Annotated in this window: 22 protein-coding genes; 1 reads left to right on the top strand and 21 read right to left on the bottom strand. The window is 43.9% G+C overall.

Features of this window, described 5'->3' with window-relative positions; translation table 11 throughout:
* The first annotated feature begins 74 nt into the window (after window positions 1-74).
* On the top strand, window positions 75-347 hold the full coding sequence (locus MKY34_RS08760; protein ID WP_342514799.1) for a hypothetical protein: 273 nt from the start codon (window positions 75-77) through the stop codon (window positions 345-347).
* Window positions 348-370: 23 nt separating this feature from the next.
* On the opposite strand, the gene yunB is transcribed toward MKY34_RS08760, so the two are convergent.
* The 21 genes from yunB to MKY34_RS08655 form a co-directional block, all read right to left on the bottom strand.
* Entirely contained in the window at window positions 371-1,147 is a 777-nt protein-coding gene (gene yunB / locus MKY34_RS08755; RefSeq protein ID WP_342514798.1) for a sporulation protein YunB, read from the bottom strand.
* Window positions 1,148-1,188: 41 nt separating this feature from the next.
* A complete protein-coding gene (locus tag MKY34_RS08750; protein ID WP_342515223.1) occupies window positions 1,189-2,541 on the bottom strand; it encodes a bifunctional UDP-sugar hydrolase/5'-nucleotidase in 1,353 nt (450 codons plus the stop codon).
* A gap of 24 nt (window positions 2,542-2,565) precedes the next feature.
* A complete protein-coding gene (locus MKY34_RS08745; protein WP_342514797.1) occupies window positions 2,566-3,390 on the bottom strand; it encodes a sulfite exporter TauE/SafE family protein in 825 nt (274 codons plus the stop codon).
* Window positions 3,390-4,253: a DUF72 domain-containing protein gene (locus MKY34_RS08740; RefSeq protein ID WP_342514796.1), complete on the bottom strand. Its 864-nt coding sequence runs from the start codon at window positions 4,251-4,253 to the stop codon at window positions 3,390-3,392. Before MKY34_RS08740 ends, MKY34_RS08745 begins: the two co-directional genes overlap by 1 nt.
* A gap of 642 nt (window positions 4,254-4,895) precedes the next feature.
* Entirely contained in the window at window positions 4,896-5,516 is a 621-nt protein-coding gene (locus tag MKY34_RS08735) for a hypothetical protein (protein ID WP_342514795.1), read from the bottom strand.
* Window positions 5,517-5,552: 36 nt separating this feature from the next.
* Window positions 5,553-5,861, bottom strand: a complete 309-nt coding sequence (locus MKY34_RS08730) for a hypothetical protein (protein ID WP_342514794.1) — start codon at window positions 5,859-5,861, stop codon at window positions 5,553-5,555.
* A 322-nt stretch (window positions 5,862-6,183) separates the two neighbouring features.
* Complete coding sequence (locus tag MKY34_RS08725) at window positions 6,184-6,579, bottom strand: hypothetical protein (protein ID WP_342514793.1); 396 nt, start codon at window positions 6,577-6,579, stop codon at window positions 6,184-6,186.
* Between the two features lie 230 nt (window positions 6,580-6,809).
* Window positions 6,810-8,207, bottom strand: coding sequence for a Fe-S cluster assembly protein SufB (gene sufB / locus MKY34_RS08720; RefSeq protein WP_342514792.1), 1,398 nt, complete (start codon window positions 8,205-8,207; stop codon window positions 6,810-6,812).
* A gap of 18 nt (window positions 8,208-8,225) precedes the next feature.
* On the bottom strand, window positions 8,226-8,663 hold the full coding sequence (gene sufU / locus MKY34_RS08715) for a Fe-S cluster assembly sulfur transfer protein SufU (protein ID WP_342514791.1): 438 nt from the start codon (window positions 8,661-8,663) through the stop codon (window positions 8,226-8,228).
* Window positions 8,653-9,882 carry a cysteine desulfurase gene (locus MKY34_RS08710; protein ID WP_342514790.1) on the bottom strand — a complete coding sequence of 410 codons (1,230 nt, stop codon included), beginning with the start codon at window positions 9,880-9,882 and terminating at the stop codon, window positions 8,653-8,655. The genes sufU and MKY34_RS08710 overlap by 11 nt, the downstream gene beginning before the upstream one ends.
* Entirely contained in the window at window positions 9,882-11,189 is a 1,308-nt protein-coding gene (gene sufD, locus MKY34_RS08705; RefSeq protein ID WP_342514789.1) for a Fe-S cluster assembly protein SufD, read from the bottom strand. Before sufD ends, MKY34_RS08710 begins: the two co-directional genes overlap by 1 nt.
* A gap of 19 nt (window positions 11,190-11,208) precedes the next feature.
* On the bottom strand, window positions 11,209-11,988 hold the full coding sequence (sufC, locus tag MKY34_RS08700; RefSeq protein ID WP_342514788.1) for a Fe-S cluster assembly ATPase SufC: 780 nt from the start codon (window positions 11,986-11,988) through the stop codon (window positions 11,209-11,211).
* Window positions 11,989-12,231: 243 nt separating this feature from the next.
* Window positions 12,232-13,674: an MFS transporter gene (locus MKY34_RS08695; protein ID WP_342514787.1), complete on the bottom strand. Its 1,443-nt coding sequence runs from the start codon at window positions 13,672-13,674 to the stop codon at window positions 12,232-12,234.
* A 57-nt stretch (window positions 13,675-13,731) separates the two neighbouring features.
* On the bottom strand, window positions 13,732-15,210 hold the full coding sequence (locus MKY34_RS08690) for an aldehyde dehydrogenase family protein (protein ID WP_342515222.1): 1,479 nt from the start codon (window positions 15,208-15,210) through the stop codon (window positions 13,732-13,734).
* Window positions 15,211-15,250: 40 nt separating this feature from the next.
* Window positions 15,251-16,369 (bottom strand): acyl-CoA dehydrogenase family protein, encoded by a 1,119-nt coding sequence (locus MKY34_RS08685; protein ID WP_342514786.1) that lies wholly within the window; start codon window positions 16,367-16,369, stop codon window positions 15,251-15,253.
* Window positions 16,370-16,391: 22 nt separating this feature from the next.
* Entirely contained in the window at window positions 16,392-17,585 is a 1,194-nt protein-coding gene (locus MKY34_RS08680) for an acyl-CoA dehydrogenase family protein (RefSeq protein WP_342514785.1), read from the bottom strand.
* Window positions 17,586-17,606: 21 nt separating this feature from the next.
* Window positions 17,607-18,044, bottom strand: coding sequence for an OB-fold domain-containing protein (locus MKY34_RS08675; RefSeq protein ID WP_342514784.1), 438 nt, complete (start codon window positions 18,042-18,044; stop codon window positions 17,607-17,609).
* 11 nt (window positions 18,045-18,055) lie between these two features.
* Window positions 18,056-19,219, bottom strand: a complete 1,164-nt coding sequence (locus tag MKY34_RS08670; RefSeq protein ID WP_342514783.1) for a thiolase — start codon at window positions 19,217-19,219, stop codon at window positions 18,056-18,058.
* 22 nt (window positions 19,220-19,241) lie between these two features.
* Window positions 19,242-19,664 carry a MaoC/PaaZ C-terminal domain-containing protein gene (locus MKY34_RS08665; protein ID WP_342514782.1) on the bottom strand — a complete coding sequence of 141 codons (423 nt, stop codon included), beginning with the start codon at window positions 19,662-19,664 and terminating at the stop codon, window positions 19,242-19,244.
* Entirely contained in the window at window positions 19,665-20,120 is a 456-nt protein-coding gene (locus MKY34_RS08660; protein WP_342514781.1) for a MaoC family dehydratase N-terminal domain-containing protein, read from the bottom strand.
* A gap of 4 nt (window positions 20,121-20,124) precedes the next feature.
* Complete coding sequence (locus MKY34_RS08655; RefSeq protein WP_342514780.1) at window positions 20,125-22,302, bottom strand: acetate--CoA ligase family protein; 2,178 nt, start codon at window positions 22,300-22,302, stop codon at window positions 20,125-20,127.
* Between the last annotated feature and the right edge of the window lie 775 nt (window positions 22,303-23,077).

Raw genomic sequence — 23,077 nt, 5'->3', positions numbered from 1 at the left:
CAAATTTTTTCGAGCTCGCTCTAAAAAATCCTCTAAAAAATCTATGACATCCGCCGGAGGCTTGGGTCCGCACGATGCAGGTCATGCAGGCGTTGCCAATCGAACAGCGAAGGGTTCGATTGGCCTTAATTTCTGTGCTTTTTGCAGAAATTAAGGCACCGCTTTTCCGACGTGGCGACCTTAGCCTGTGTTCCTCTATCATTCAGCCGGTGTTTGAACACCCACTGAACAGAAAAACAAAACCGCATCCATCTCGCCACCTGTGGAGGTGGGAGTTTTCTGTAGCTGACGCTTCGCTTTCAGTACAAAAAGATTTGCTGAATGAAGATAAACTGTCCAATATCTGACGCCAAAGCGCTCACTTTTTTCTTTATTGCTCTGGTGGGAGTTGAACAGGTATCTCAATATTCGGCGTACTTCCACCGTCACCACTGCCACTGTAAACCGGCGGCACTGTTCCTGGCGTAATCGCCATGGCTACAGGAATTCTTTGTACGACTACACTTTTTTTCGTGGCAAGTGGCACCACAATTTGCACATTTACAGTCAATAACACATCTACTTTCACAAGAGCATTATTGATACCGTATTCTGTGATTTCCGTGTCAACCGTGGCATGCACATCCCCAATGACATGGAAGCGAACCGGTATCTTCGGTCCTAAGCTACCTAACAAAGGTATATTAGCCGCTTGCCCTATCGGCACAAAAAAGACGATGCCTTCTTCTTTTGCCATTGCTTGCTGATCGTATTCGATATTGTCTTGTGATGGTAGTAAATCCAGATTGCCTTTTTCGGCTTCCTCTAGGTAAGACGCTACAAGTGCATGTGTTTCCGCCAATACTTTCCCAACGATTTGTGTATCGATGATGAGCGGTTCATTTTCACCAGTGGCGTTCGGGCTTTTCACAAAGACTTCGCTCGTGCTCGGTCTGTAAAAATCCTTTGAATTAATCGCTTGGCTAATGACATGTGCGGCGACTTTTTGTGTTTGTACTTCCGCATAATCGCTATAAATCGGTGTGAGTCTCGCATTCACGGTATATAAAAACAGAACAATTGCGATAAGGAATGCGGGGATTAGGAGTGGCAATAGCTTACGCTTCTTCTTCCTAGACCTTCTGGCAACTTGCCCATGAAATTTCAAAACGACTCCTCCTGCTTCACGTTATGCAGGAAAGGAGCCGCTTATTCACCTGATGATTGTACACCATACCAACCAAAGACATCTCGAATTAGTTCGGGCATGCAATAGTCTTTTTCTGCATGTTTGAGCGTAGGGAAGAAATAACCAAACGTGAACATATCAAGCGTTGCAAGGGTGTAGGATTGCCCCGCAACTACTTCACGATTACCCGCATACAACCTGCCATGTCGATTTCGATACAGCCTTTCATGCATCATCGCACCCATTAACGTTCCACGAAAGCCGAGCCCTTTAATTTCAATATGTGGCCATTCCTCATTCAATGATAGCTCATAAATCTCTATGAGTTCCGCACCATCTAAGGTGATGATGCAAGGGTTAATAGGGTGTGGCAACAGCGTGTGCAAATCTCCTTTTGTCACCCATCCTACATCCAAACTACCTAGAAAAATGCCTGCATTGAACATTGCACAATCTGCATTTGTATAAGCAACGAGTCCTCGCCCGAAAAAGGAAGCCAATGGACTTTCTCCAAAAAGGTTTTGCGTCAGTGCTTGCGGATTGTAAAACACAGTCTCACTCATCGCCTGCTTGCCCGTCTCAATCAACCGATGTACTTCTTGTGCCTCTTCATCCCTTAATGCCAACGCATCCGAGCGATAGACTGTCGCTTCTTTATGCGTAATGTCCTTCTGGTTTAGATCCACCTGCACTTGGACATGCCCAACGTACTCACCATACTTGCCAGTTGCAGCCAACAGCGCTTGCTGGACAAATTCTCCCTTTATAAATAAATGATGCGTATGTGCACCGAAAATCACATCGATATCACTACATAACTTGGCCAATCGACGATCTTCCGTCACACCCATATGCGATAAACAAACGATGACATCTGTTTGCTCTTTGAGCTGCGTCGCCATTTGCTGAAGCGCTTCACAAGGCGGTGTCACTTCCCATCCTAACTTCGAATAGAACGTCCTATACTCTGCCGTTGCACCAATGACACCAACACGAATACCCATATCAGTCACGTAAATCTTAGAAGGCAATGCCCATGTAGGTTGCTGTCCTTCTGTCAGCAAATTACTTAGGATGACATCGAACTTCGCATCTGTATAAAGGGAGGTTAACGCTTCTTTTGACATCGTAATCCCTTCGTTGTTGCCGATTGTCACCGCATCATAGCCCGCACGATTCAATAGCTCCACATTGCCCTGCCCCATAGTTCCCTCTGTAAAAGGATGTGAGCGGTCAACATAATCACCAATATCAAAAACAAAACAGGCTTCGCCCTTATCCTGATGCTGCTTTTTCTGCTCGCGAAGAAAGCGGCTAATTTGCGGCCAATGTTCAAAATGACTATGAATATCATTTGTGTGATAGAAATGGATTGTCTCTATGTTTTTAATGGCAACTCACCCCCATATTCCGTCGATAATTGACCTAACACCTAGCAACAGCAAAATAATGCGCAATGCAAACACAAGTGTTTCAGATTTCATTTTTTGATTTAACGCCGCGCCAATCTTTGCCCCCATATAAGCGGCGGGTATGACAGGTATCGTATAAAGCCATGGCACATTTCCGAGTGAAATATGCGTAATAGAGTTGACAACGGCCGATAACAGTACCATGAACATCGACGTCCCTACCGCGACATGCGGCGGGAATAAGAACAACAGAATCATCGCAGGCACGATGATAGAACCGCCACCAATACCGAAAAGGCCAGATGCAAACCCGACGCCAAATGTCAGCACCAACGCAAACCACACCGGATAACCAAATACGAACGTCTCCCCCGTTGCATCTGTAAAACTGCGCTTCTTCCCATGTTTTACAAACCATTCGACGGGCTTTAAGTACTTTCGAACGAGAAGAAGTGTCGATAAAATAATCAGTAAAATACCAAAATATAAATTGAATGAAGGCAAATCAAGCCCTTTATTGACATACGCACCTAACAAGGTCCCGGGTATGCTACCCGCGAAGAAGATCAAACTACTACGATAGTCAATGGTTTTCGACTTCATATACGACAGCGTCGATGCCAGTCCTATAAAAATCATCATGACGACAGAAAGACCGACAACCGTTTGTGGTGTAATGCCATCAATCATGCCTAGATTAATGCCGATGAATAAAGTTGCTGGTACGAGGATCACGCCCCCACCCAATCCAACGAGCGCCCCGACAATTCCCGATGCTAGACCTATTATCGCTAATATAAGATACTCCATTACCATTCGCCCCCAAAAAAGTCGAGCTGTTTGGGCGCCAGACTTTCAAATTGAATATTAAGCATTTTTTGTAACTGTTTCGCATTTTGCGCAGCGTGCCCGCCAGAATTGTTGTTGAAAACGACGAATACTTCAGCTGTTTCTGCCTGGAGTGTATCCACAGCACGCTGTATTTCAGTCAACTCGGCTTCATTATAATTGTATAAATACCTGACTTTCCGCCACGCCTGATCGTCTCCAGTCGTGTTGCGCCAGCCTTGGACATTGCGCCCATGCAGTCGAAATAACACTTTGTCTGCACGCGTCGTACGCGCTATAAGCGGAATGCTCCCTTCTCCCGCCTGTGGTTCGTCGCAAACAGAGTGAATGACATTCAAACCTCGTAAAAAATCCAGCGTCTTTTCAGTATATGTATCCGAATACCAAGACTGATGCCTAAATTCGATGGCAACATCGAATCCCTGTAATTGCTGACAAACATAACGAATTTCCTCCACATGCTCTTTCGTACAATCAAACCACGGCGGAAATTGCACAAGAATCATCGCCAGCTTGCCCGCTTCTTGAAGAGGTGTGACTGATAAGCGAAACAATCTGTACATTTCATCCAGAGATGCATACGGAAGCTCGCCCCGATGATGCCCGGTCATTCCCTGATAGGCCTTCACGATAAATTGAAAATTATCCGGCGTCTCCGCAATCCACTTCCGAATATTGCGCTCCGGCTGAATCGCATAAAACGTCGCATCCAACTCGACAATCGGAAAATGCGCGCTATAATCCACCAACTTCTCCTTAGCTGTTGAAGACACTTCATACACATCGGGGTGATCTCCCCAACCCGTCAATCCGATTTGAATCATTTTCCCCGACTCCTTTCAAAACAACAGCCTAGACATGAAATCTCCATGTACTCACCACAATACGAGATTTTATAATTTCCCAGGCAATAATAAAATGGTATATCTCATATTACCATACACACGGAAAACTGTTGTGAGAATTGTAGGGATAGTTTATCTTCATTCAGCAAATCTTTTTGTACTGAAAGCGAAGCGTCAGCTACAGAAAACTCCCACCTCGATAGGTGGCGAGATGAATGCGGTTTTGTTTTCCTGTTCAATGGATGTTCATACACCGGCTGAACGATAGAGGAACACAGGCTAAGGTCGCCACGCCCGAAGAGCGGTGCCTTAATTTCTGCAAAAAGCACAGAAATACGGCAAATCGAACCCTTCGCTGTTCGATTGGCAACGCCTGCATGACCTGCATCGTGCAGGCCCAAGCCTCCGGCGGATGTCACAGATTTTTTAGGGTTTTTTTTCGAGCGAGCTCGAAAAAAAATCTGGACGCAATTACGCCGAGGCGTAATTGATAGTCGGGAGCTCACATCCGAGACCGCTGAATGAAAGAAGTACATTTCTTAGATTCTATAAAGAAAGCACAAACAGTATCTGGTATGGATACCATTCGTGCTTTTTAAATTGCGGCTGACACAACTCTCTCTATTGAAGTGTTTCTCGCAGTTCTTCAATCTTTTCTTGATCCAAATAGGTTACTTCCGCTATAACGTCATTTGTAAATCCTTTTTTCAACATCTCCAGCACAACTTTTGTTACACCTTGTTCTATCCCTTGCTCTATCCCTCGTTCTATCCCTCGTTCTATCCCCTTTCGAACTCCTCTCTCCTCCCAAGAATTCGGTAACTGTGTGAACTTAAACTCGCCTTCGCTCTCCAATCGGTTAACTTCTTGCATCAGCTCTTCCTCCTCTTCGTCATCTAATTTCAAATATTGTTCAAAGAAATCATTGATAAATCTTGTGCGAGCTGGATCTAACTGCATCCTAACGAGCATTTTCAAAAACTCCAGCTTTATCTGTACCTTATCCTCTTTCCGATAGCCCATTTTCCCAAACAATGCCGCTGCTACTGGATTGTCTGACTTGATGTAATCCCGCCAGTTTTTCTTCTTTAATTCGAGCATCAGAAAGTTAAAAGTCAGCACATGAAAGAATGAAAACTCCATCGTAAATTGATCATATTCCGTATGTTTGCCATCATAACTAAAAATCGCAATCGGCAAAATGGACTTTCTGTATTTGTTATAAAGCAAACTAAAATACAAATACATCCGCTTATGAAAGTCCTCTTAATACGTACTTTACGGCTCCATATGAACAATAATGAGTGTATCTGTACCTTTCAACTTTGCTTCAATGATAATGTCAACTCGTCGATTTTCACCTTTGATCAAATCCGTATACAACTCTTCAGATAGCGGTTTGATCGACTTGAAATCGATTCCTGCATGAACCTCTGGAAAAAACACGTCCAGAAACTCTATAAAGAAATTGTAAATCAGTTCTTTAAATATCTGGTCATGCTTCACATACGGTTTCTTCTTTTTTCGAACCATCATTGCCGTATGATAAGGCATTGAAGGTTCTTTCACACATGTCATTACAGCCATCTCAACACATCCTTTTTTCAAAGTAATGATGCATTCGCCAAGGTGTAATTTTCTATAGTAGAGCTTGTTTCTGGTAATGAAGGAGTGAGACGTCTCTTCCTCTATCAAGCATATAACAGAAGAAAAGAGCTGTAAATTGTACCCTAAAAACAAAAATTATATTTAACCCCTTTTTGGCTCTCAAATATGATATTTAAGCTAGGTAGTGTTTCTAGAATATGATCAACAACCCTAGTTAAACGAGGGCTTTTTAATAACATTATAGTTCCTGCAAAATTAAATTTTCGAACATAGGACAGTGAAAATCGGAAGCCAGTTACTACTACTCAAATAACCTATCTAAATAGACATCATCAATTCGGGTATCTACAGTCTCGTAGAAGAAAGCATTTTGTCGAACTACTTCTCCTAAATTGATGATAAACTCTTTTTGTATCTTTTCATGACGATCATAAATTGTAATCCTTTTATTAAATCCCACATAGCCAATTGCAAGTTCACTCTTCTTGATTGTAACGTTATTTAAATTCCCCATAATTTTTCTAATGTGTTCCATGTCTGTAATTTCAATACTCTTACCTGTAGAACCATTCAGCAAAATAATTTTAGAGACTTGATCATGTGGCATACTTACTAGTTTTTTCGGAATAAAAAATAGCAATGTAACCATGAGACAAATACAAAGCGCAATGAGTGCTATCCATTTTCGATTTTTCATGTAGAATATCCCTTATTTCCAAATTTTTCAGTAACGATCTTTTTGTTAAGCTATCACTTGCACTTACCACCAATCGTTATTCCTCTCCCCTCTTTCTATCGTCTTACACATAATCCCTTCTTACTTCTATCTTGAAAAATATTTTTGTAATTGAAAGGTTGAATGAGACGTAGTAAAAAAGATAAAAAAACACCCGCCACAAACGCTGCTGTGACGGGTGTTCTTATTAATTAACCGATTGAACCTTCCATCTCAAATTTAATGAGACGGTTCATTTCTACTGCGTACTCCATCGGCAATTCTTTTGTGAATGGCTCGATGAAGCCCATAACGATCATTTCCGTTGCCTCAAGCTCAGGGATACCGCGGCTCATGAGGTAGAAGAGCTGCTCCTCTGATACTTTCGAAACTTTCGCTTCGTGTTCAAGTGAAATGTTATCGTTAAGGATTTCGTTATATGGAATCGTATCAGATGTCGATAGCTTATCCATGATGAGCGTGTCACACTCGATGTTTGCACGAGCGCCGTCCGCTTTACGTCCGAAGTGAACGATTCCGCGATACGTTACTTTTCCACCATGTTGGGAAATCGATTTTGAAACGATTGTTGAAGATGTGTTTGGTGCTAGGTGATGCATTTTTGCACCTGCATCTTGGTGTTGGCCTTTACCAGCAAGAGCAATTGATAATGTCATACCGCGTGCGCCTTCACCTTTAAGGATGATTGCAGGGTATTTCATCGTCAATTTCGAACCGATATTGCCGTCAACCCATTCCATCGTTGCATTCGCGTCACAAACCGCACGCTTTGTCACGAGGTTGTAGACGTTATTTGCCCAGTTTTGGATTGTTGTATAGCGGCAGTATGCGTCTTTTTTGATGATGATTTCAACAACCGCACTATGCAAGGAGTTTGTTGTGTAGACAGGTGCTGTACATCCTTCAACGTAATGCACGCTTGCGCCTTCATCTACGATGATCAATGTACGCTCAAACTGCCCCATGTTTTCCGAGTTGATACGGAAATAGGCTTGTAGTGGCGTATCCACTTTAATACCTGGTGGTACGTAGATGAATGATCCACCCGACCAAACAGCGGAGTTCAATGCCGAGAACTTGTTGTCGCTATTCGGGATGACCGTACCCCAGTACTTCTTGAACAATTCTTCGTTTTCACGAAGTGCTGAATCTGTATCCTTAAAGACGATGCCCATATCTTCAAGTTCTTCTTTCATGTTGTGGTACACAACTTCAGATTCATATTGTGCAGAAACACCTGCAAGGTATTTTTGTTCTGCTTCAGGAATTCCAAGTTTGTCAAACGTACGTTTAATTTCCTCTGGAACTTCATCCCAAGAACGTTCTGTTGCTTCGGATGGTTTAACATAGTATGTGATTTCGTCAAAGTTCAGTGAGTTTAAATCCCCACCCCATTGTGGCATTGGCATTTTATAGAACATTTCCAATGACTTCAAGCGGTAGTTCAACATCCATTCAGGTTCGTCTTTCATGCGTGAAATCTCTTCAACGATTTCGCGCGTCAAGCCGCGTTCTGAACGGAAAACAGATACGTCTTTGTCATGGAAACCATATTTATAATCGCCGATTTCCGGCATCTTTTTTGCCATCATTATTCCTCCGTTCTATTATTCGGAGTCCTGTCCGACTCCCTTTTCCATCGCCTTCCACGCAAGTGTCGCACACTTGATGCGCGCAGGGAATTTGGCAACACCCGAAAGTGCTTCAATATCCCCGAGGTCGATGCTTTCGTCAACTTCTTTGCCAAGCATCATGTCCGAAAAAACATGTGCTAATTTTACGGCTTCTTCTGCACTTTTCCCTTGAACAATTTGCGTCATCATTGAAGCAGATGCCATGGAAATCGAGCAGCCTTCACCTTCAAATTTCGCATGTCGAACGACATCGCCATCCATTTGGAGTGTCAAATGAATGACATCTCCACATGTTGGATTGTTCATGTCAATCGTCACGTTACTTTCTTCGATGACACCCTTATTTCTTGGGTTTTTATAATGATCCATAATGACCGAACGATATAACTGATCTAACTTATTAGTAGACATCTGTGAAATACTCCTTTGCAATGCGGAGTCCGTTCACGAAGCGATCCACGTCGTCTTCTGTATTGTAAAGATAGAAGCTGGCGCGTGCAGTGGCTGATACATCCAACCACTTCATGAGCGGCTGCGCACAGTGGTGTCCCGCTCTAACGGCAATGCCGTTCATGTCGAGCACTGTTGCGACGTCATGCGGATGAACCTCTTTCAAATTGAAAGTGACCAGTCCCGCACGTTTTGCAGGATCTAGTGGACCGTAAATATCTAGCCCATCCAGTTCCGCCATACGTTCCATGGCATAGCCGGCTAGTTCATGCTCATGCCGTTCAATGTTATCTAAACCGATTTCCTCAAGAAAATCTATCGCAGCACCTAGACCAATTGCTCCCGCAATGATTGGTGTACCTCCTTCAAATTTCCAAGGAAGCTCTTTCCACGTCGATTCATACAAGCCAACGAAATCAATCATCTCTCCACCGAATTCGATAGGCTCCATGTTATTAAGCAAATCTTTCTTGCCGTATAACACACCGATGCCTGTTGGTCCACACATTTTGTGGCCTGAGAAAGCAAAGAAATCACAGTCAAGCTGCTGAACATCTATTTTCAAATGTGGCGCAGCTTGTGCACCGTCTACAACCATCACAGCGCCGTGTGCATGCGCAATTTCCGTGATTTCTTTAATCGGGTTCATCGTACCGAGTACGTTCGAGACGTACATAATCGACACGATTTTTGTTCGATCTGTAATGACTGCACGAACTTTTTCAAGCGACAATGTTCCGTCTTCCTCAAGGTCGACGTATTTCAACACTGCTCCTTTTTCTTTCGCCAGCTGTTGCCATGGAATGATATTCGAATGGTGTTCCATGTACGTAATGACAATTTCATCACCTTCACCAACATTCGCTCGCCCATAACTTTGTGCGATCGTGTTCAGTGCTGTTGTTGTCCCACGTACAAAGATCACTTCTTCCGTTGACTTCGCATTGATGAATTTACGCACCTTTTCGCGCGCACCTTCATAACCTTCCGTCGCTCGGTTGCCGAGTGTATGCACACCGCGGTGAACATTCGAATTATCGAGGTTGTAATAGTTACTAATCGCTTCTATTACTTGCCGCGGCTTTTGAGAAGTCGCGGCACTATCTAAATAAACGAGTGGATGCCCGTTAATTTCCTGGTCTAGAATCGGAAAATGGTTGCGGATGTCTTTATTCAGCATTAGCGCACTTTCCCTTCAATAACCTCCGTCAATTGTTTCTTAACGCCTTCAATCGGCAGTTTGCTGACGACTGGCGCAAGGAAACCATGGATGACGAGACGTTCTGCTTCATGTTGTGAAATTCCTCGGCTCATTAAGTAATACAATTGCAATGGATCTACACGCCCAACAGATGCTGCGTGTCCTGCAGTTACATCATCTTCATCAATCAAAAGAATTGGGTTCGCGTCTCCACGTGCCTTTTCACTTAACATCAACACACGTGACTCTTGAACTGCATTTGAACGCGTTGCGCCTTTTGCAATTCTTCCGATACCATTGAAAATCGACGATGCAGACTCTTTCATTACACCATGTTTCAAGATAAAGCCATCTGTGTCAAGTCCCCAGTGTACGATTTCAGATGTGAAGTTTTGGCGTTGTTTACCACGTCCAACTACAACTGATTTCATATCACAAGAAGAGTTGTCGCCCACAAGATGTGTGATATTTTCAGAGATTGTATCACTGTCATTCATCAGCCCAAGCGCCCACTCAATACGGCTATCGCGACCCGTTACACCACGACGGTTCACATACGTTGTGAAACCTTCTGCAAGTACATCTACTGCACCGTAAGTGATTTTTGCGTTATCGCCTGTGAAGACTTCAGTAATGATATTTGCCAAACCTTTTGCCTCAGTTACCGTCGACAAATAGTTCTCAACATAAGTTACTGAACTATTTTTCTCCGCCACAACAATCACGTGATTGAAGAGAGAGGCTTGCGCATCGTCATGTAAGAACAATACTTGTAGTGGGTCTTCCACAACAACGTTTTTCGGAACATAGACGAAAACGCCACCGTTCATAAGTGCTGCATGAAGTGCAGTCAACTTATGCTCGTTCACTTTTACGCCGTCTGTCATGAAATACTTTTTCACAAGCTCGCTGTGCTCGCGTGACGCTGTGAAGATATCCGTCATAATGACACCTTGTGCTGTTAACTCATCGGATAACGACAAGTATGCAGGTGTATTATTATGCTGAACATATATATTTTTTTGTTGCTCCGCATCCACAAGTGCGAGTGCTTCTGCAGGTAGCTCGTCCAATGAAGCATACGTTGCAGATTCTACTGCATGAACTGGGAACTCAGTGAAATTCCAGTTATCGATCTTTGTTTTATCTGGCTTTGGCATCGGAAGTTGTTCCACTTTCGCTAATGCATCCACACGGAAATCTGCCATCCAATCGGCTTCATTCACTTTAGCGGAATAGGCGCGGACGTCCTGTTCGGTCAATGCCAATTTCGTTTCAACCGTCATTTTGAATCGTCCCCCTTTCTTAAGCTTCCTGCCCAACAGTCTCGTCTTCAATACCGAGTTCTTCTTTAATCCAGTCGTAACCTTGCTCTTCTAGTTTGTGTGCTAATTCAGCACCGCCAGATTTCACTACGCGACCTTGCATCATCACGTGAACGTGATCTGGTGTAATGTAGTCAAGCAAACGTTGGTAGTGTGTGATGATTAGGCAACCGAATTCTTCGCCGCGCATTTCGTTGATTCCTTTTGAAACAACTTTCAATGCATCGATGTCAAGACCAGAGTCAATTTCATCGAGGATAGCAAATTTAGGTTTCAACATCATTAGCTGAAGAATTTCGTTACGTTTTTTCTCTCCACCTGAGAATCCTTCGTTCAAGTAGCGTGTTGCCATATCTTCATCCATTTCAAGGAATTCCATTTTGCTATCCAATTCACGGATGAATTTCATCAGTGAAATTTCGTCTCCTTCTTCACGTTGTGCATTGATTGCAGAACGAAGGAAGTCAGCGTTTGTCACGCCTGTGATTTCACTTGGGTATTGCATTGCAAGGAAGATACCTGCTTGCGCACGCTCGTCTACTTCCATTTCAAGTACGTCTTCACCATCAAGTGTTACTGTACCTGCAGTTACCTCATATTTGGGATGTCCCATAATCGCTGAAGCGAGAGTTGATTTACCTGTACCATTCGGACCCATGATTGCGTGGATCTCGTTTGTATTGATCGTCAAATCGACGCCTTTCAAGATTTCTTTACCTTCAATTTCAACGTGAAGGCCTTTTATTTCTAATATAGCCATTCCAATACCTCCAATATATGATGAACGGATATCCATTCTCTAATTAGTATCATTCTAATCTTAACGCATAAAGCACTGCCATGCAAATCATCGAGAATCATGTCATTTAAACAGAATGCCCTGCTTGCTAGTCTTATAAGCATCCTTCCCAATTGTTTTACGATATTTTCAATTATCTCTTCTTGATTGAGAATTATAATCATCAGAAAAGCCAGCATCCCATGTGCTGGCTTTCGCTAACTTTTAAGAATTTATCGTATCCACCTTTGTGGTAGTGACTCTCATTGTTTTCGCTTCTACCTCGATATCATCTTGCCCTACACCTTTAATTCCTCTTACTCTTTTAGGAACTAGGAAGATAAACAAGAAAGCAATTGCTGACAAAACAGTCAAAACCACAGCAACATTGGACAATGCACTCACTGCACTTCCTCCCGCCGCAAATAATGCAAACATGACGATAGCAAACGAAGCGCCTACACGTGAAGCCAGATTTTCAATCGTCAAATAAGTAAACGTCACAACGCCAATACGAGCTTGATCCGCTTTAGATACGACTACAGCCCGAATAACCGGTCCAATCATCCCAATCCCCAAGCCAATTAGCATCATCGATACAAGTAGATAAGCAACAGAAGTTTCTTTATTTGTGAAAATCAACATCCCTGCTCCACCGACCATGAACGCAACACTCGCTGACATGATGGTCCGAGCAGTAAGTTTATCCATCAATCGGCCGCTCCATAAGTTCGCAACGCCCATTACTAAGTAAAGCGGCATAAGTAATAGCCCAACGGTTGTAGAAGATTTCTCTTGCACGTTTTGAATAAAGAACGTTAATACAAACATCACACTACTAAATGTGATGAACATAAAAACCGCAATTAATGAAGGAACCCAAAAACTCCTCGTCATAGCATACTCAATGTCAATTAAAGGTGCCTTCTGTTTCTTTTCCACAACAATCAACAAAATGAAAGCAATTACAAAAATAACAGCTGACGGAAGCCACTTCATCGATTCAAAACCATATTCATTAATAAAGGTTGGAACCGTCAACAGACTTCCCAAGATGCCAAAAACGATAATTGCACCGAAGAAATCAAATGAAGCTGCTTTCTCCCCTTGAACAAACGGCACACCAATGACAAATAACAGAGATGCAAGCAAACCTAACAGCGCACATAGCCAAAAAATCGAGGACCATCCCATACTGTCAACAAAGATCCCACTTAATAACGGTGCGGCCAAAGCGCCCAAGACCGAATAAAATCCGAATAACCCTAACGCCTTGCCAATTTTATCGCCTTGAAAGTATCTGCCTGCAAAAGCAACTCCCGCCGGCACGACAGCAGCCCCTGCCATCCCTTTAAAAAAGAGACCGACAACCATTATCCAAAAAGCCGGTGATAATGCAACTAAAAACGACCCAATCGCCATTAGTATCGCACCGAAAACGATGACTCTTTTTTGGCCAAAGGAATCGCCCATCCAACCCATCAACGGTTGAAAGCCCGTTAACCCTAATGCAAAACCTAGTTGCATATAGACCGCATATCCCGCTCCCAACTGAAAATGTTCAAGCATCTTTGGGTACGCCGGGATATGCGTTGCCTCACAAAAAACAATCAGCAAGGTCCCAAGACATAAAAAATGAAAGGCTCTTTTCACTGCTTTATCATCCAATCATAACGCCTCCTTTGTGATGAAAAAAAGGGCACCTATAAGATGCCCTCCCAATTATCATCCCATCTCAATGACACAAGCTTTTTCGCGCGTGTTTTCTAAAATGGAATCCGTACCATAACCGCTATCTTTCACCCCGCCAAAAGGTAATTCCACACCTACCCGACGGTACGTATTGACCCAAACGTTCCCTGAATCTAAATTCCGAATCATCCGCTGCGCACAATCCAAATTCGATGTCCAAACGCCAGCTCCTAAACCAAATGCCGTATCATTGGCCAAGGCAATCGCTTCTTCCTCCGTATCAAAAGGCATCACGACCGCAACTGGGCCAAAAATTTCTTCTTGGCAAATACGATGTGCGTTGCTCTCTACTCTAAACAATGTCGGTTCTACCCAATAACCGCCCTCAAACTGCGGCTTTCCTGGTAAAAGTTCAGCCCCTCCATGACGTCCGCCGAAGACTACTTCGCCTTCTTCCAATCCAATATCAATATACGAACAAATCTGTTTGTATTGTGACAAGTTGACAATCGGTCCCATTGTACTTTCCGGACTCATTGGATCACCTAATTGGATGCTTTTCTCGATATGTTCTTTCATTAACGTTAGCATCTTATCGAAAATCGGTCTTTGAATCAAAATCCTCGATCCACCCACACAGAGTTGTCCTGCATTCCCTGTAAAAATACCATTAGTCGTAATGCCATCGACCGCTTTTTCTAAATTGGCATCCGCGAAAACAATATTCGGAGATTTACCGCCCAATTCCAAAGTGAGTGGTTTTGGATGTTGTGCTGTAGCCTTGGCAATCGCTTGTGCAGTCGTTCCTGATCCCGTTAACGTCACTTTGTTAATATCACGATGGCTTACTAATGCGTCACCCACTTCACTTCCTTTACCGCAGATAACATTGAGTACGCCTGGCGGTAAGACTTTTGCCAACAACTCGCCATAGCGTAAGGATGAAACTGCCGCAGACTCCGAAGGTTTAATCACAACCGTATTCCCCGCTGCCAGTGCGTAAGCCGCTTTCATCGTGAAAGTAAATAAAGGTGAATTCCAAGGAAGAATACCCAATACAACACCCAAAGGCTCGCGCAATGTGTAGCCAAGACTCGTAGGACCCATCTGAACTGTTTCACCACGGCTCGCTACAGCTGTAGCGCCAGCAGCATCGTACCAGATTTGTTTTAACACTGGAATAAGCCCATAAGTCGTCTCTCGAATGACCCACCCAATATCCCTTGCCTCTAACTCTGCTATTTCCTCAGCATGCTCAGCTATTAAATCACCAATCTGCCGCATATAGTCCGCCCGTTCAAGCGCAGAAAGTGCTGCCCAAGCTGGAAATGCTTGTCGGGCCGACGCTACAATCGTATCGACATCCTTCAACGAACTCCGAGGAACTTTTGCCCAAGCCTCTCCTGTTGCAGGATCCAAACTATCAACAGTCTCTCCTGAAGAAGCAGGTACTAATTCGCCATTCACAACGTTCTGATACTCTTTTAATTTGTTTGCTGTTGTCAACGTCACATTCACCCTTTCAATTGTCTTCACATTCCGCTTGCTCACTTCACCATGCTAATGCTAATGCTGCTTGTTCTTTATAATGCTGGGATGAACCGAGGTAACTTTCATAGAAGCGCGCACGCTTCAAAAATAAGTGACAGTCAATTTCTTCTGTAAATCCAATGCCCCCATGATTTTGGATATTATGAGAGGCTACATTAATATAGGCTTCTGTCGCAAAAGTTCGAGCGCTATAAATCGCTGCTTCACAATCTGCCTCACCACTTTCAAGTGCCCAATTCGCGTAATGACTTAATGAACGAGTCGTCTCTAATTCCATCTTCATATCTGCAATCCGGTGTTTAAGCGCTTGAAAACGTCCAATCGGCTGGCCAAACTGCTCACGAATTTTCACATATTCTACGGACATGTCGATGACCTTCTCCATGCCGCCGACAATGACAGAAGTTAAAGCTGCGTTCAAGGACAGCAAGCCTTCCTGTAGCACAGACCAGCCCTGATTGACGGGTCCAAGAATTTGACTTTGTAGAATGTGAACTTGTCGAAACGTCAGTTCAGATAAGCCTAAGGTTTCGTCGATACACCTTTGCGCATTCACTTCAATATCGTTCGTCCGATCCATAATCACTAACGAAAGCCCTTCATCTGTACGTACTAATACGACATAACTATCAGCTTGCTCCCCGCCTGGCACGAGCACCTTCACTCCATCGACGACTAGTGAATCTCCTTCCACACGTGCAGAACAGCTAATTTCTTCCGGATTATATCCCTTTTGCGGCTCTAACCAAGCAAGTGTCATACTTCGAGAACCGGCTGCAATTTCCGTTAAATATTTTTCTTTTTGTGCCTCTGTCCCATACTTTTCGAGTAGCGGGACTGCAAAGGCAACCGTTTCTAAATATGATCCCGGTAAAAGGACTTGCCCCATTTCCTCCAGCACTGGTACCAAATCTAACGCCCCGAGTCCGAGTCCACCATTCGCTTCTGGAATCGTAATTCCTGTGCAGCCAAGGTCAGCCAACCCAGTCCAAATTGCTTGAAAACCGTCTGTATTACCTTTAGCAAACTCGCGTGCAATCTTTGTTTGCCCCGCGCCATCCAAATATTTACGCACATACCCACGAAACATTTCTTGCTCTTCACTCAATGCAAAGTCCATGTTGTCAGCACCTCCGATATGATTAACGGCCTAGATCTTTTGGTAATCCTAGTATTCTTTCAGCAATGGTATTTCTCAAAATCTCACTTGTTCCGCCACCAATGGTCATCCCGAATGATTGCAAAAAGTTATCTTGCCAGTAAGAGTCCACTAAGGCATCTTTTTTCCACAAAACCCCTTGGTGTCCTTGAACCGATACTGCATAGTCGAATAGCTCTTTCGTCAGCTCACTGACCATTAGTTTATCCATGGAACCTTCCGCACCTGGATGCCCATCTTTTAGTGTTTTCGTTAAATGACGATAATAGTTTAATAAAGAGCCACGGAATCGTGTATAAAAATCAACCATTTTCTGACGAACAAATGGGTCTTTAATGAGCGGCTGATCATTGACATGCAATTCTTTTGTCAACTTCACAAGGTCTTCAAACTGTTGCTCCAATGTAAATACTTGGGCGCCAATCCCCGTCCGTTCGTGCATCAGCAAGGCCATCGTAACCTTCCAACCTTCATCGACCTCACCGACAATGTCCGCATCATAGGCTACTGCATCATTTAAATACACTTCATTAAATTCCTTTTTCCCGTCCATTTGAACGATTGGCAGCGTTTCAACTCCTGGTTGTTTCATATCTAATAGAAATACCGTAATCCCCTGATGCTTTTTCTCCTTATGGCTCGTACGTGTCAATAAGAAACAGCGATCCGCTAAATGCCCGAAACTCGTCCAAACCTTTTGGCCATTAATGATCCATTTATCGCCCTCTTTTACTGCGCTCGTTTGAATCGCCGCTAAATCTGAACCTGCATTCGGCTCCGAATACCCTTGGCACCAGACCTCTTCTCCAATGAGAATTTTGTTAATATATTCTTCCTTCTGTTCTTCTGTACCAATTTGCATCAGCGTCGGCGCAACCATATGAATCCCAACATAGTTCACAAGTGGCGGTGCCTTTACGCGCACCATCTCTTGTTGGTAAATGATTTCCTCCATCAGCGTTGCATCGCGTCCCCCGTATTTCTTAGGCCAAGCAATCGCCGCCCAGCCGCCCTCATGCAACGTCTTTTGCCAATTTCTTAGGAACGCCGAATATTCTTCTTCATCCTCAGGTAGCTCTCTATTTCCTGCTAGCCAGCCCTCTGGCAAGTTTTCCTCCAGCCACGTTCGCAGTTCTTGGCGAAACTGCTCTTCTTTTTTCGTGAATGAAAAATCCATAGCTCCCATCCCCCTTTATTTTTACGCGTCAATCGGTTTCCATTGTGGTAACGAACGGCCTTCCGGCAAATCCTGCCAAATCATTTTCACGGGCATACCAATCTGAATTTTTTCATAATCACAATCTAGCACATTGGCCATAATCTTCACTTCTGGCACTTTATCCAGCTCAACTTGCGCAATAATGAGTGGTAAATCGTCTTGAAAACCTGGTAAAAACGGTCGATGAGAGATCACATACGAATAGATTGTGCCTTGAATATCGTTCCCGATTTCTTCCCAACTAACGGCTGGGCTACCGCATTTCGCACAACTTGGTCCTGGTGGATGCAAGTATTCTTTGCAACTCTCACATTTTTGAAGCACTAGCTCATGTCGATCTGCTGCGTCCCAATAAGGACTATTATCCGGGGTTTTCACCGGAATGGGTTTTAAATAGGTCATTGTCGTCTCTTTCATCGTCATCCCTCCTAGTTTCTTAAAATCATAGCGCCTGCAATATCTGGCCCCGCCCAGCCTGTGCAAATCCCTACTTCACAATCTTTCACTTGACGATCTGACTCCCGATACTCATGGCGCAACTGACGTACAATTTCAAGGACATTATTCATCCCATGCGTATAGCCTTCTGATAACATGCCGCCCGCTGTATTCGTCGGTAGTTTACCGCCCATGCGCAAGTTGCCTTCCGCTACAAAGTTCCCCACTTCACCACGTGGTGCAAAACCAAATGCTTCTAATTGGCGTAGAACGACCCAGCTATAACAATCGTAGATCGAAGCTACTTGAATATCTTCCGGCTTAACCCCAGCACTTTTGTATACTTCAGGTGCGACGTAATCCGACGCTACTTGCGATAAATCGGACCAATAATGCGTATGTGGATGGCATTGTCTGGACGACAGTCCCATAATATACACCGGTCTAGATTTGCAATCCTTCGCTCGTTCCGCAGAAGTCACAATAATGGCATTCGCCTCGTCCGATTCCAAGCAAAAATCATGTTTATTGAACGGATAGCTTAAATAAGGTGTCGCTTTATATTCTTCTATCGTCAACGGCTTACCGTGGAAAAATGCTTTTGGATTGCGCTGCGCATGCTCATAAAAACTTGTACAAACATGTCCTAGATGCTCTTGCGTAATACCCGTTTCGTGCATATGCCGCGTCGCAAACATGCCAAACCATTGCGCAGGCCCTCCAGCTCCGTACGGAATGATAAAGCTCCCTCCATCAATTGCCGTTTGCAGCATATTGACATCCCAACCGCCACCGCCCATTCGAACGCCCGAGCGTCCATTCATGGAGCGAAAAATCAGTACTGAATTTAGCTCTCCCGCTTCAATTAGCGCTACCGCATCGCTAATCAGCATTTCTGTACTACTGCCACCGCCCATAATGTCTTTCACATATTTCGGCCGCACCCCTAAATACGTCGCTAACTGATGTGACGTACAGGAATCATTTTCGTTATAGCTCATAAAACCATCGATGTCCGTCGCTTGTAAACCAGCATCATTGAGCGCAGCACGCGCTGCATCCAACGCCATATGTAACGGGCTTTTCCCTGAATTTTTCGAGCGTTCGCTTTCACCTACACCGACAATGGCATAGCGATCTGTTATTTTCCCCATTTTTCATACCCCCATCTCTTTACTATTCGTGAAAACGCAATGTAGCACTACCAGAACCAACGACCTCACCAGGTTGTTTTTCCGCTGTTAGCGCTAAACTGACATAGCGTCCTTCAGCTTCCTCATACATTTTCTCCACTGTTGCTGAACATGTAATTTGATCGCCTGGTTTCGTCATCGCTCCGAAACGCATGCCAAACTTTGCAGGAACAGCAGTCGTTCCTGCAAGCTCCATAACATACTCACCAAGGAACCCCATCACCAACATGCCATGTGCAATAACGCCATCCATACCAATACTTTGGGCAAAGGCATCGTCCGTATGCAGTGGGTTCAAATCACCTGATGCTCCTGCATATTTCACGAGCTGCACTTTCGTCACAGGTTCTTTGACCAACGATTCTAGCTGTTGGCCTTCCGTCAACTCCTCATACGCTAACCCCATTCACTGGCCCTCCTTTTTCGACAACGGTCGATAAATGATATTCGTTCGACTAACTGCCACCATTTCACCATGTTCATCTTTCATGTACGTATCCAAGACTAAAAACTGCATAACCCCGCTTTTGCCTTCACGTTCATAGATATCCGCTACTTTCATCTGACAATACAAACGATCTCCCGGACTAATTGCACGGTGATAAATAAACTCCTGTTCCCCGTGCAACATGCGGCGGGCATCAAGTTCAATTGGGATACCGCCCCCCTCCGCTCCGATTGCAATTGGAAACGTTGGTGGGGCAATCAGTTTGCCATACGGCGTATTCGCGGCGTGTGCTTCGTCAACATAAAGTGGGTTAGCATCTCCAATCGCCTCCGCAAATTGTCGGATATGCCTTTTTTCCGTCTCAAAGACATAAACCTCTCCGGTTAAGCCAATCATACTTTTGTCTAAGTCCATATCGTCATCCCCCTACTCCCACAGATGCTTGAACTTCTGTCTCGCGAACCACGAGCATGGCATCTGCAGCTTTAATCCCATCTTCATAAACAATCAGTGGATTGATATCCAATTCGTCAATGTGATCCCCATGATCCGTAACGAGGGCTGACACTTTTAGCAGTACATCGACAATCGCTTCAATATCGACCGCCGCTTTCCCGCGAGCCCCCTTCAAAATGGCGTAGCCCTTAATCTCCTCAATCATCTCCAGTGCATCATCTCTCGTTAACGGTGCAACTCTAAACGAGATATCTCGGAAAACTTCCACAAAGATGCCGCCTAACCCAAACATAATCACCGGTCCGAAACCTGGATCATTGGTTACCCCAACAATCACTTCAACGCCTGCCGGTAACATTTCTTGTATAGAAACACCATTAATGACGGCATTCGCATCATATGCCCGCGCATTGCGGTCAATCTCATCAAAGGCATCCATAACTTCCTGGTCATTTTTCACATTGAGTTTAATCGCATTGGCCTCTGTTTTATGCGGAATATCAGGCGAGTCAATTTTTAAAGCGACTGGATAGCCCATACTATTGGCATGCTGAACGGCTTCCTGCGCTGTCGTTGCAACCATTCGTTGTGTAGTCGGAATGTCGTACAACGCCAACACTTCGCTAGCTTCCGCCTCACTCAATGTCGTCTTATACTGGACAAGCGGTGTAATATCTTTTTTCGCTTGCTGCGGCTGAATCCCTACATCGTTTTTCTGTTTTTGCTGTTCGTATCGTTCTCCATATTCAACAAATTTGGCAAGTGCCCGAATTGGATTCAAATCTCCCGTGATAACCGGTATACCATTGGCGACTAATTCAGGCGTCGATTTTGGAATGGACATCCCCTCTAACTGGAACGTTGTAATGAGAATGAATTTGTCCGTGTTCTTACAGATGTCAATGAATTCCTTAATGAGCGGCTCATCATACGTCCAGTGCATCGGGAATTCCGAGAAGATAATAATATCTGTATCTGGGTCGTCTACAAGTACACGTAACGGCTCCAAAAATAACTCTGGATTTGTAACGGCCGCCGCTGCTGTTAAGTCAACAGGGTTGGAAGCGCTTGCAAAAGAAGGGATGTTTTTTTCAATGGCCTTCTTCACCGTGAAACTTAACGGATGAATGTTCAATCCATACGATTCACAGCGATCTGCCTCGTTGATGCCTCGACCACCTGAACTCGTGACGATAACCGTATTCCTTCCCTTTGGTATTTTGCCCGTTTGGAACAGTTTGCTGAAAGCAATAATATCTTCAAAATCATTGGCCCTGACAATACCTGTTTGTTTAAAAAATGCATCATAGATTTGATCGGACCCTGCTAATGAACCCGTGTGCGAAGCCGCTGCTCTGCTTCCTGCTGCACTACGACCCGTTTTCATAATGACCATGGGCTTATTTTTAGCAAGTGCCTCTTTTGCCAATTGTCGCAATTTCTGAGGATTTTTCGCCCCTTCTAAATAGCCGCTAATAACTTTGGTTTTCGGATCATGCACCATGTATTCCACAACATCGGAAAACTCCGTTTCCATTTCGTTTCCTACACTGACGAAGTAGTTAAAACTGAGCCCTTTTTGCGCCGCTGCAATATAGGTCAACACGCCGAAAGCACCGCTCTGCGTGACAAATCCAACTTCTCTTTTATCGTTTAGCGGAACATTCGTCAGACCTGGCGAAAACGTCGCAACTAACCCATTCGTCGTATTCACTAAGCCCACACAATTCGGTCCAATGATTCGAATGCCATGCTCTTTCGCAAGGTCGCTAATCAGTTGTTGTTCTTTCAACCCTTCCTCCCCGGTTTCGGAAAAACCAGAAGCAAATACGACAGCTGCTTTAATGCCGTTTTCCGCACATTCTAGCAAACCTTGCTTCACTCGATCTGCACTCAAACAAAAAATCGCTAAGTCAATGGTTGTTTTCACTTCAGCAAGCGAAGGATAACAGAGCAGTCCTTCAATTTTTTCAGACCGTGGATTGATCGGATAAATATCCCCTGCAAATCCGCCGTCCAATAGAGCTTTTACTTGTAAATAACCCAGCTTATTTTTGTTTTCGGAAGCTCCTAAGATTGCTACAGATTTAGGATTAAATAATGGTTCAAGTGCTACATAATTTTCTTGTTGAACAGTCACCTTTCATCCCTCCACTTTCTTGCAAATTTCAATGCTGTATCTTAGTAGCTATCATATATCACCCTCTTTTATTAATCAGAATTATTCTTTTATTAAATTAATTTAATTGTTAGTGTGTAAAATTAAAAGAAACACCTATCAAACGCCCGCCTACCAATGGACTTTTCAATTAACTAAATATTTTGCATTCAATGACAACCCGACATTTGTACACGATAGCCACGACAAACGCCTTAGATAAGCGTCCGATTTTCCAACAAAAAAACCTCATGCAGAATAGCGTGAGGTAAAGCGGGGAACATGTACGATTCTTTTTCTTAATATATAAATTGATTTACATAAAAACGATGCGAAATGCTTTCCACCTTCACTGAACAATTTCCGATCCGCTTTCGGCACATGATTCACGACAGCTTTAAGAGGGGAATCAATTCCTCCTGCTCGAAGGGCAAGTATGCTGTTGCGAATCAGTACCTGTCGCGCCCCTCCAATCGTTAAGTAAAAAATGCGGTTGCTTGTGAAGATAAGAATAGAGGACTTTCTTTAAGGAGTGTAGTGCCCGAAGATACAATTTCGGGCACTCTTGTCCATTGAACAATGCGTTCCCTCTTTACTTGTAGCAAGGCTTAGGATTCTTCATATAGAAAGTCCAGTAGAGTAGCGAATACTTTCCTCAATAATAATAATAATAATAATAGAAAAGACCATTACAAAGACTTTAGCGGCCAAAATTGTATCTTTGGCCGCCACTCTACGTAAAGAGTCAGCCATTCTT

This window comes from Sporosarcina sp. FSL K6-1522, from assembly GCF_038622445.1.
Lineage (GTDB): Bacteria > Bacillota > Bacilli > Bacillales_A > Planococcaceae > Sporosarcina.
Note: the sequence above shows the minus strand (reverse complement) of the source record. Positions and strands in the feature narration are given on the sequence as shown.

Bases quoted from the DNA above. Each gene is read 5' to 3' on its own strand.
- MKY34_RS08760 (WP_342514799.1), top strand. From the start codon at position 75: ATGCAGGTCATGCAGGCGTTGCCAATCGAACAGCGAAGGGTTCGATTG.
- MKY34_RS08745 (WP_342514797.1), bottom strand. From the start codon at position 3,390: ATGGAGTATCTTATATTAGCGATAATAGGTCTAGCATCGGGAATTGTC.
- MKY34_RS08740 (WP_342514796.1), bottom strand. From the start codon at position 4,253: ATGATTCAAATCGGATTGACGGGTTGGGGAGATCACCCCGATGTGTAT.
- MKY34_RS08730 (WP_342514794.1), bottom strand. From the start codon at position 5,861: ATGGCTGTAATGACATGTGTGAAAGAACCTTCAATGCCTTATCATACG.
- MKY34_RS08725 (WP_342514793.1), bottom strand. From the start codon at position 6,579: ATGAAAAATCGAAAATGGATAGCACTCATTGCGCTTTGTATTTGTCTC.
- sufB (WP_342514792.1), bottom strand. From the start codon at position 8,207: ATGGCAAAAAAGATGCCGGAAATCGGCGATTATAAATATGGTTTCCAT.
- sufU (WP_342514791.1), bottom strand. From the start codon at position 8,663: ATGTCTACTAATAAGTTAGATCAGTTATATCGTTCGGTCATTATGGAT.
- MKY34_RS08710 (WP_342514790.1), bottom strand. From the start codon at position 9,882: ATGCTGAATAAAGACATCCGCAACCATTTTCCGATTCTAGACCAGGAA.
- sufD (WP_342514789.1), bottom strand. From the start codon at position 11,189: ATGACGGTTGAAACGAAATTGGCATTGACCGAACAGGACGTCCGCGCC.
- sufC (WP_342514788.1), bottom strand. From the start codon at position 11,988: ATGGCTATATTAGAAATAAAAGGCCTTCACGTTGAAATTGAAGGTAAA.
- MKY34_RS08685 (WP_342514786.1), bottom strand. From the start codon at position 16,369: ATGGACTTTGCATTGAGTGAAGAGCAAGAAATGTTTCGTGGGTATGTG.
- MKY34_RS08680 (WP_342514785.1), bottom strand. From the start codon at position 17,585: ATGGATTTTTCATTCACGAAAAAAGAAGAGCAGTTTCGCCAAGAACTG.
- MKY34_RS08675 (WP_342514784.1), bottom strand. From the start codon at position 18,044: ATGAAAGAGACGACAATGACCTATTTAAAACCCATTCCGGTGAAAACC.
- MKY34_RS08670 (WP_342514783.1), bottom strand. From the start codon at position 19,219: ATGGGGAAAATAACAGATCGCTATGCCATTGTCGGTGTAGGTGAAAGC.
- MKY34_RS08665 (WP_342514782.1), bottom strand. From the start codon at position 19,664: ATGGGGTTAGCGTATGAGGAGTTGACGGAAGGCCAACAGCTAGAATCG.
- MKY34_RS08660 (WP_342514781.1), bottom strand. From the start codon at position 20,120: ATGGACTTAGACAAAAGTATGATTGGCTTAACCGGAGAGGTTTATGTC.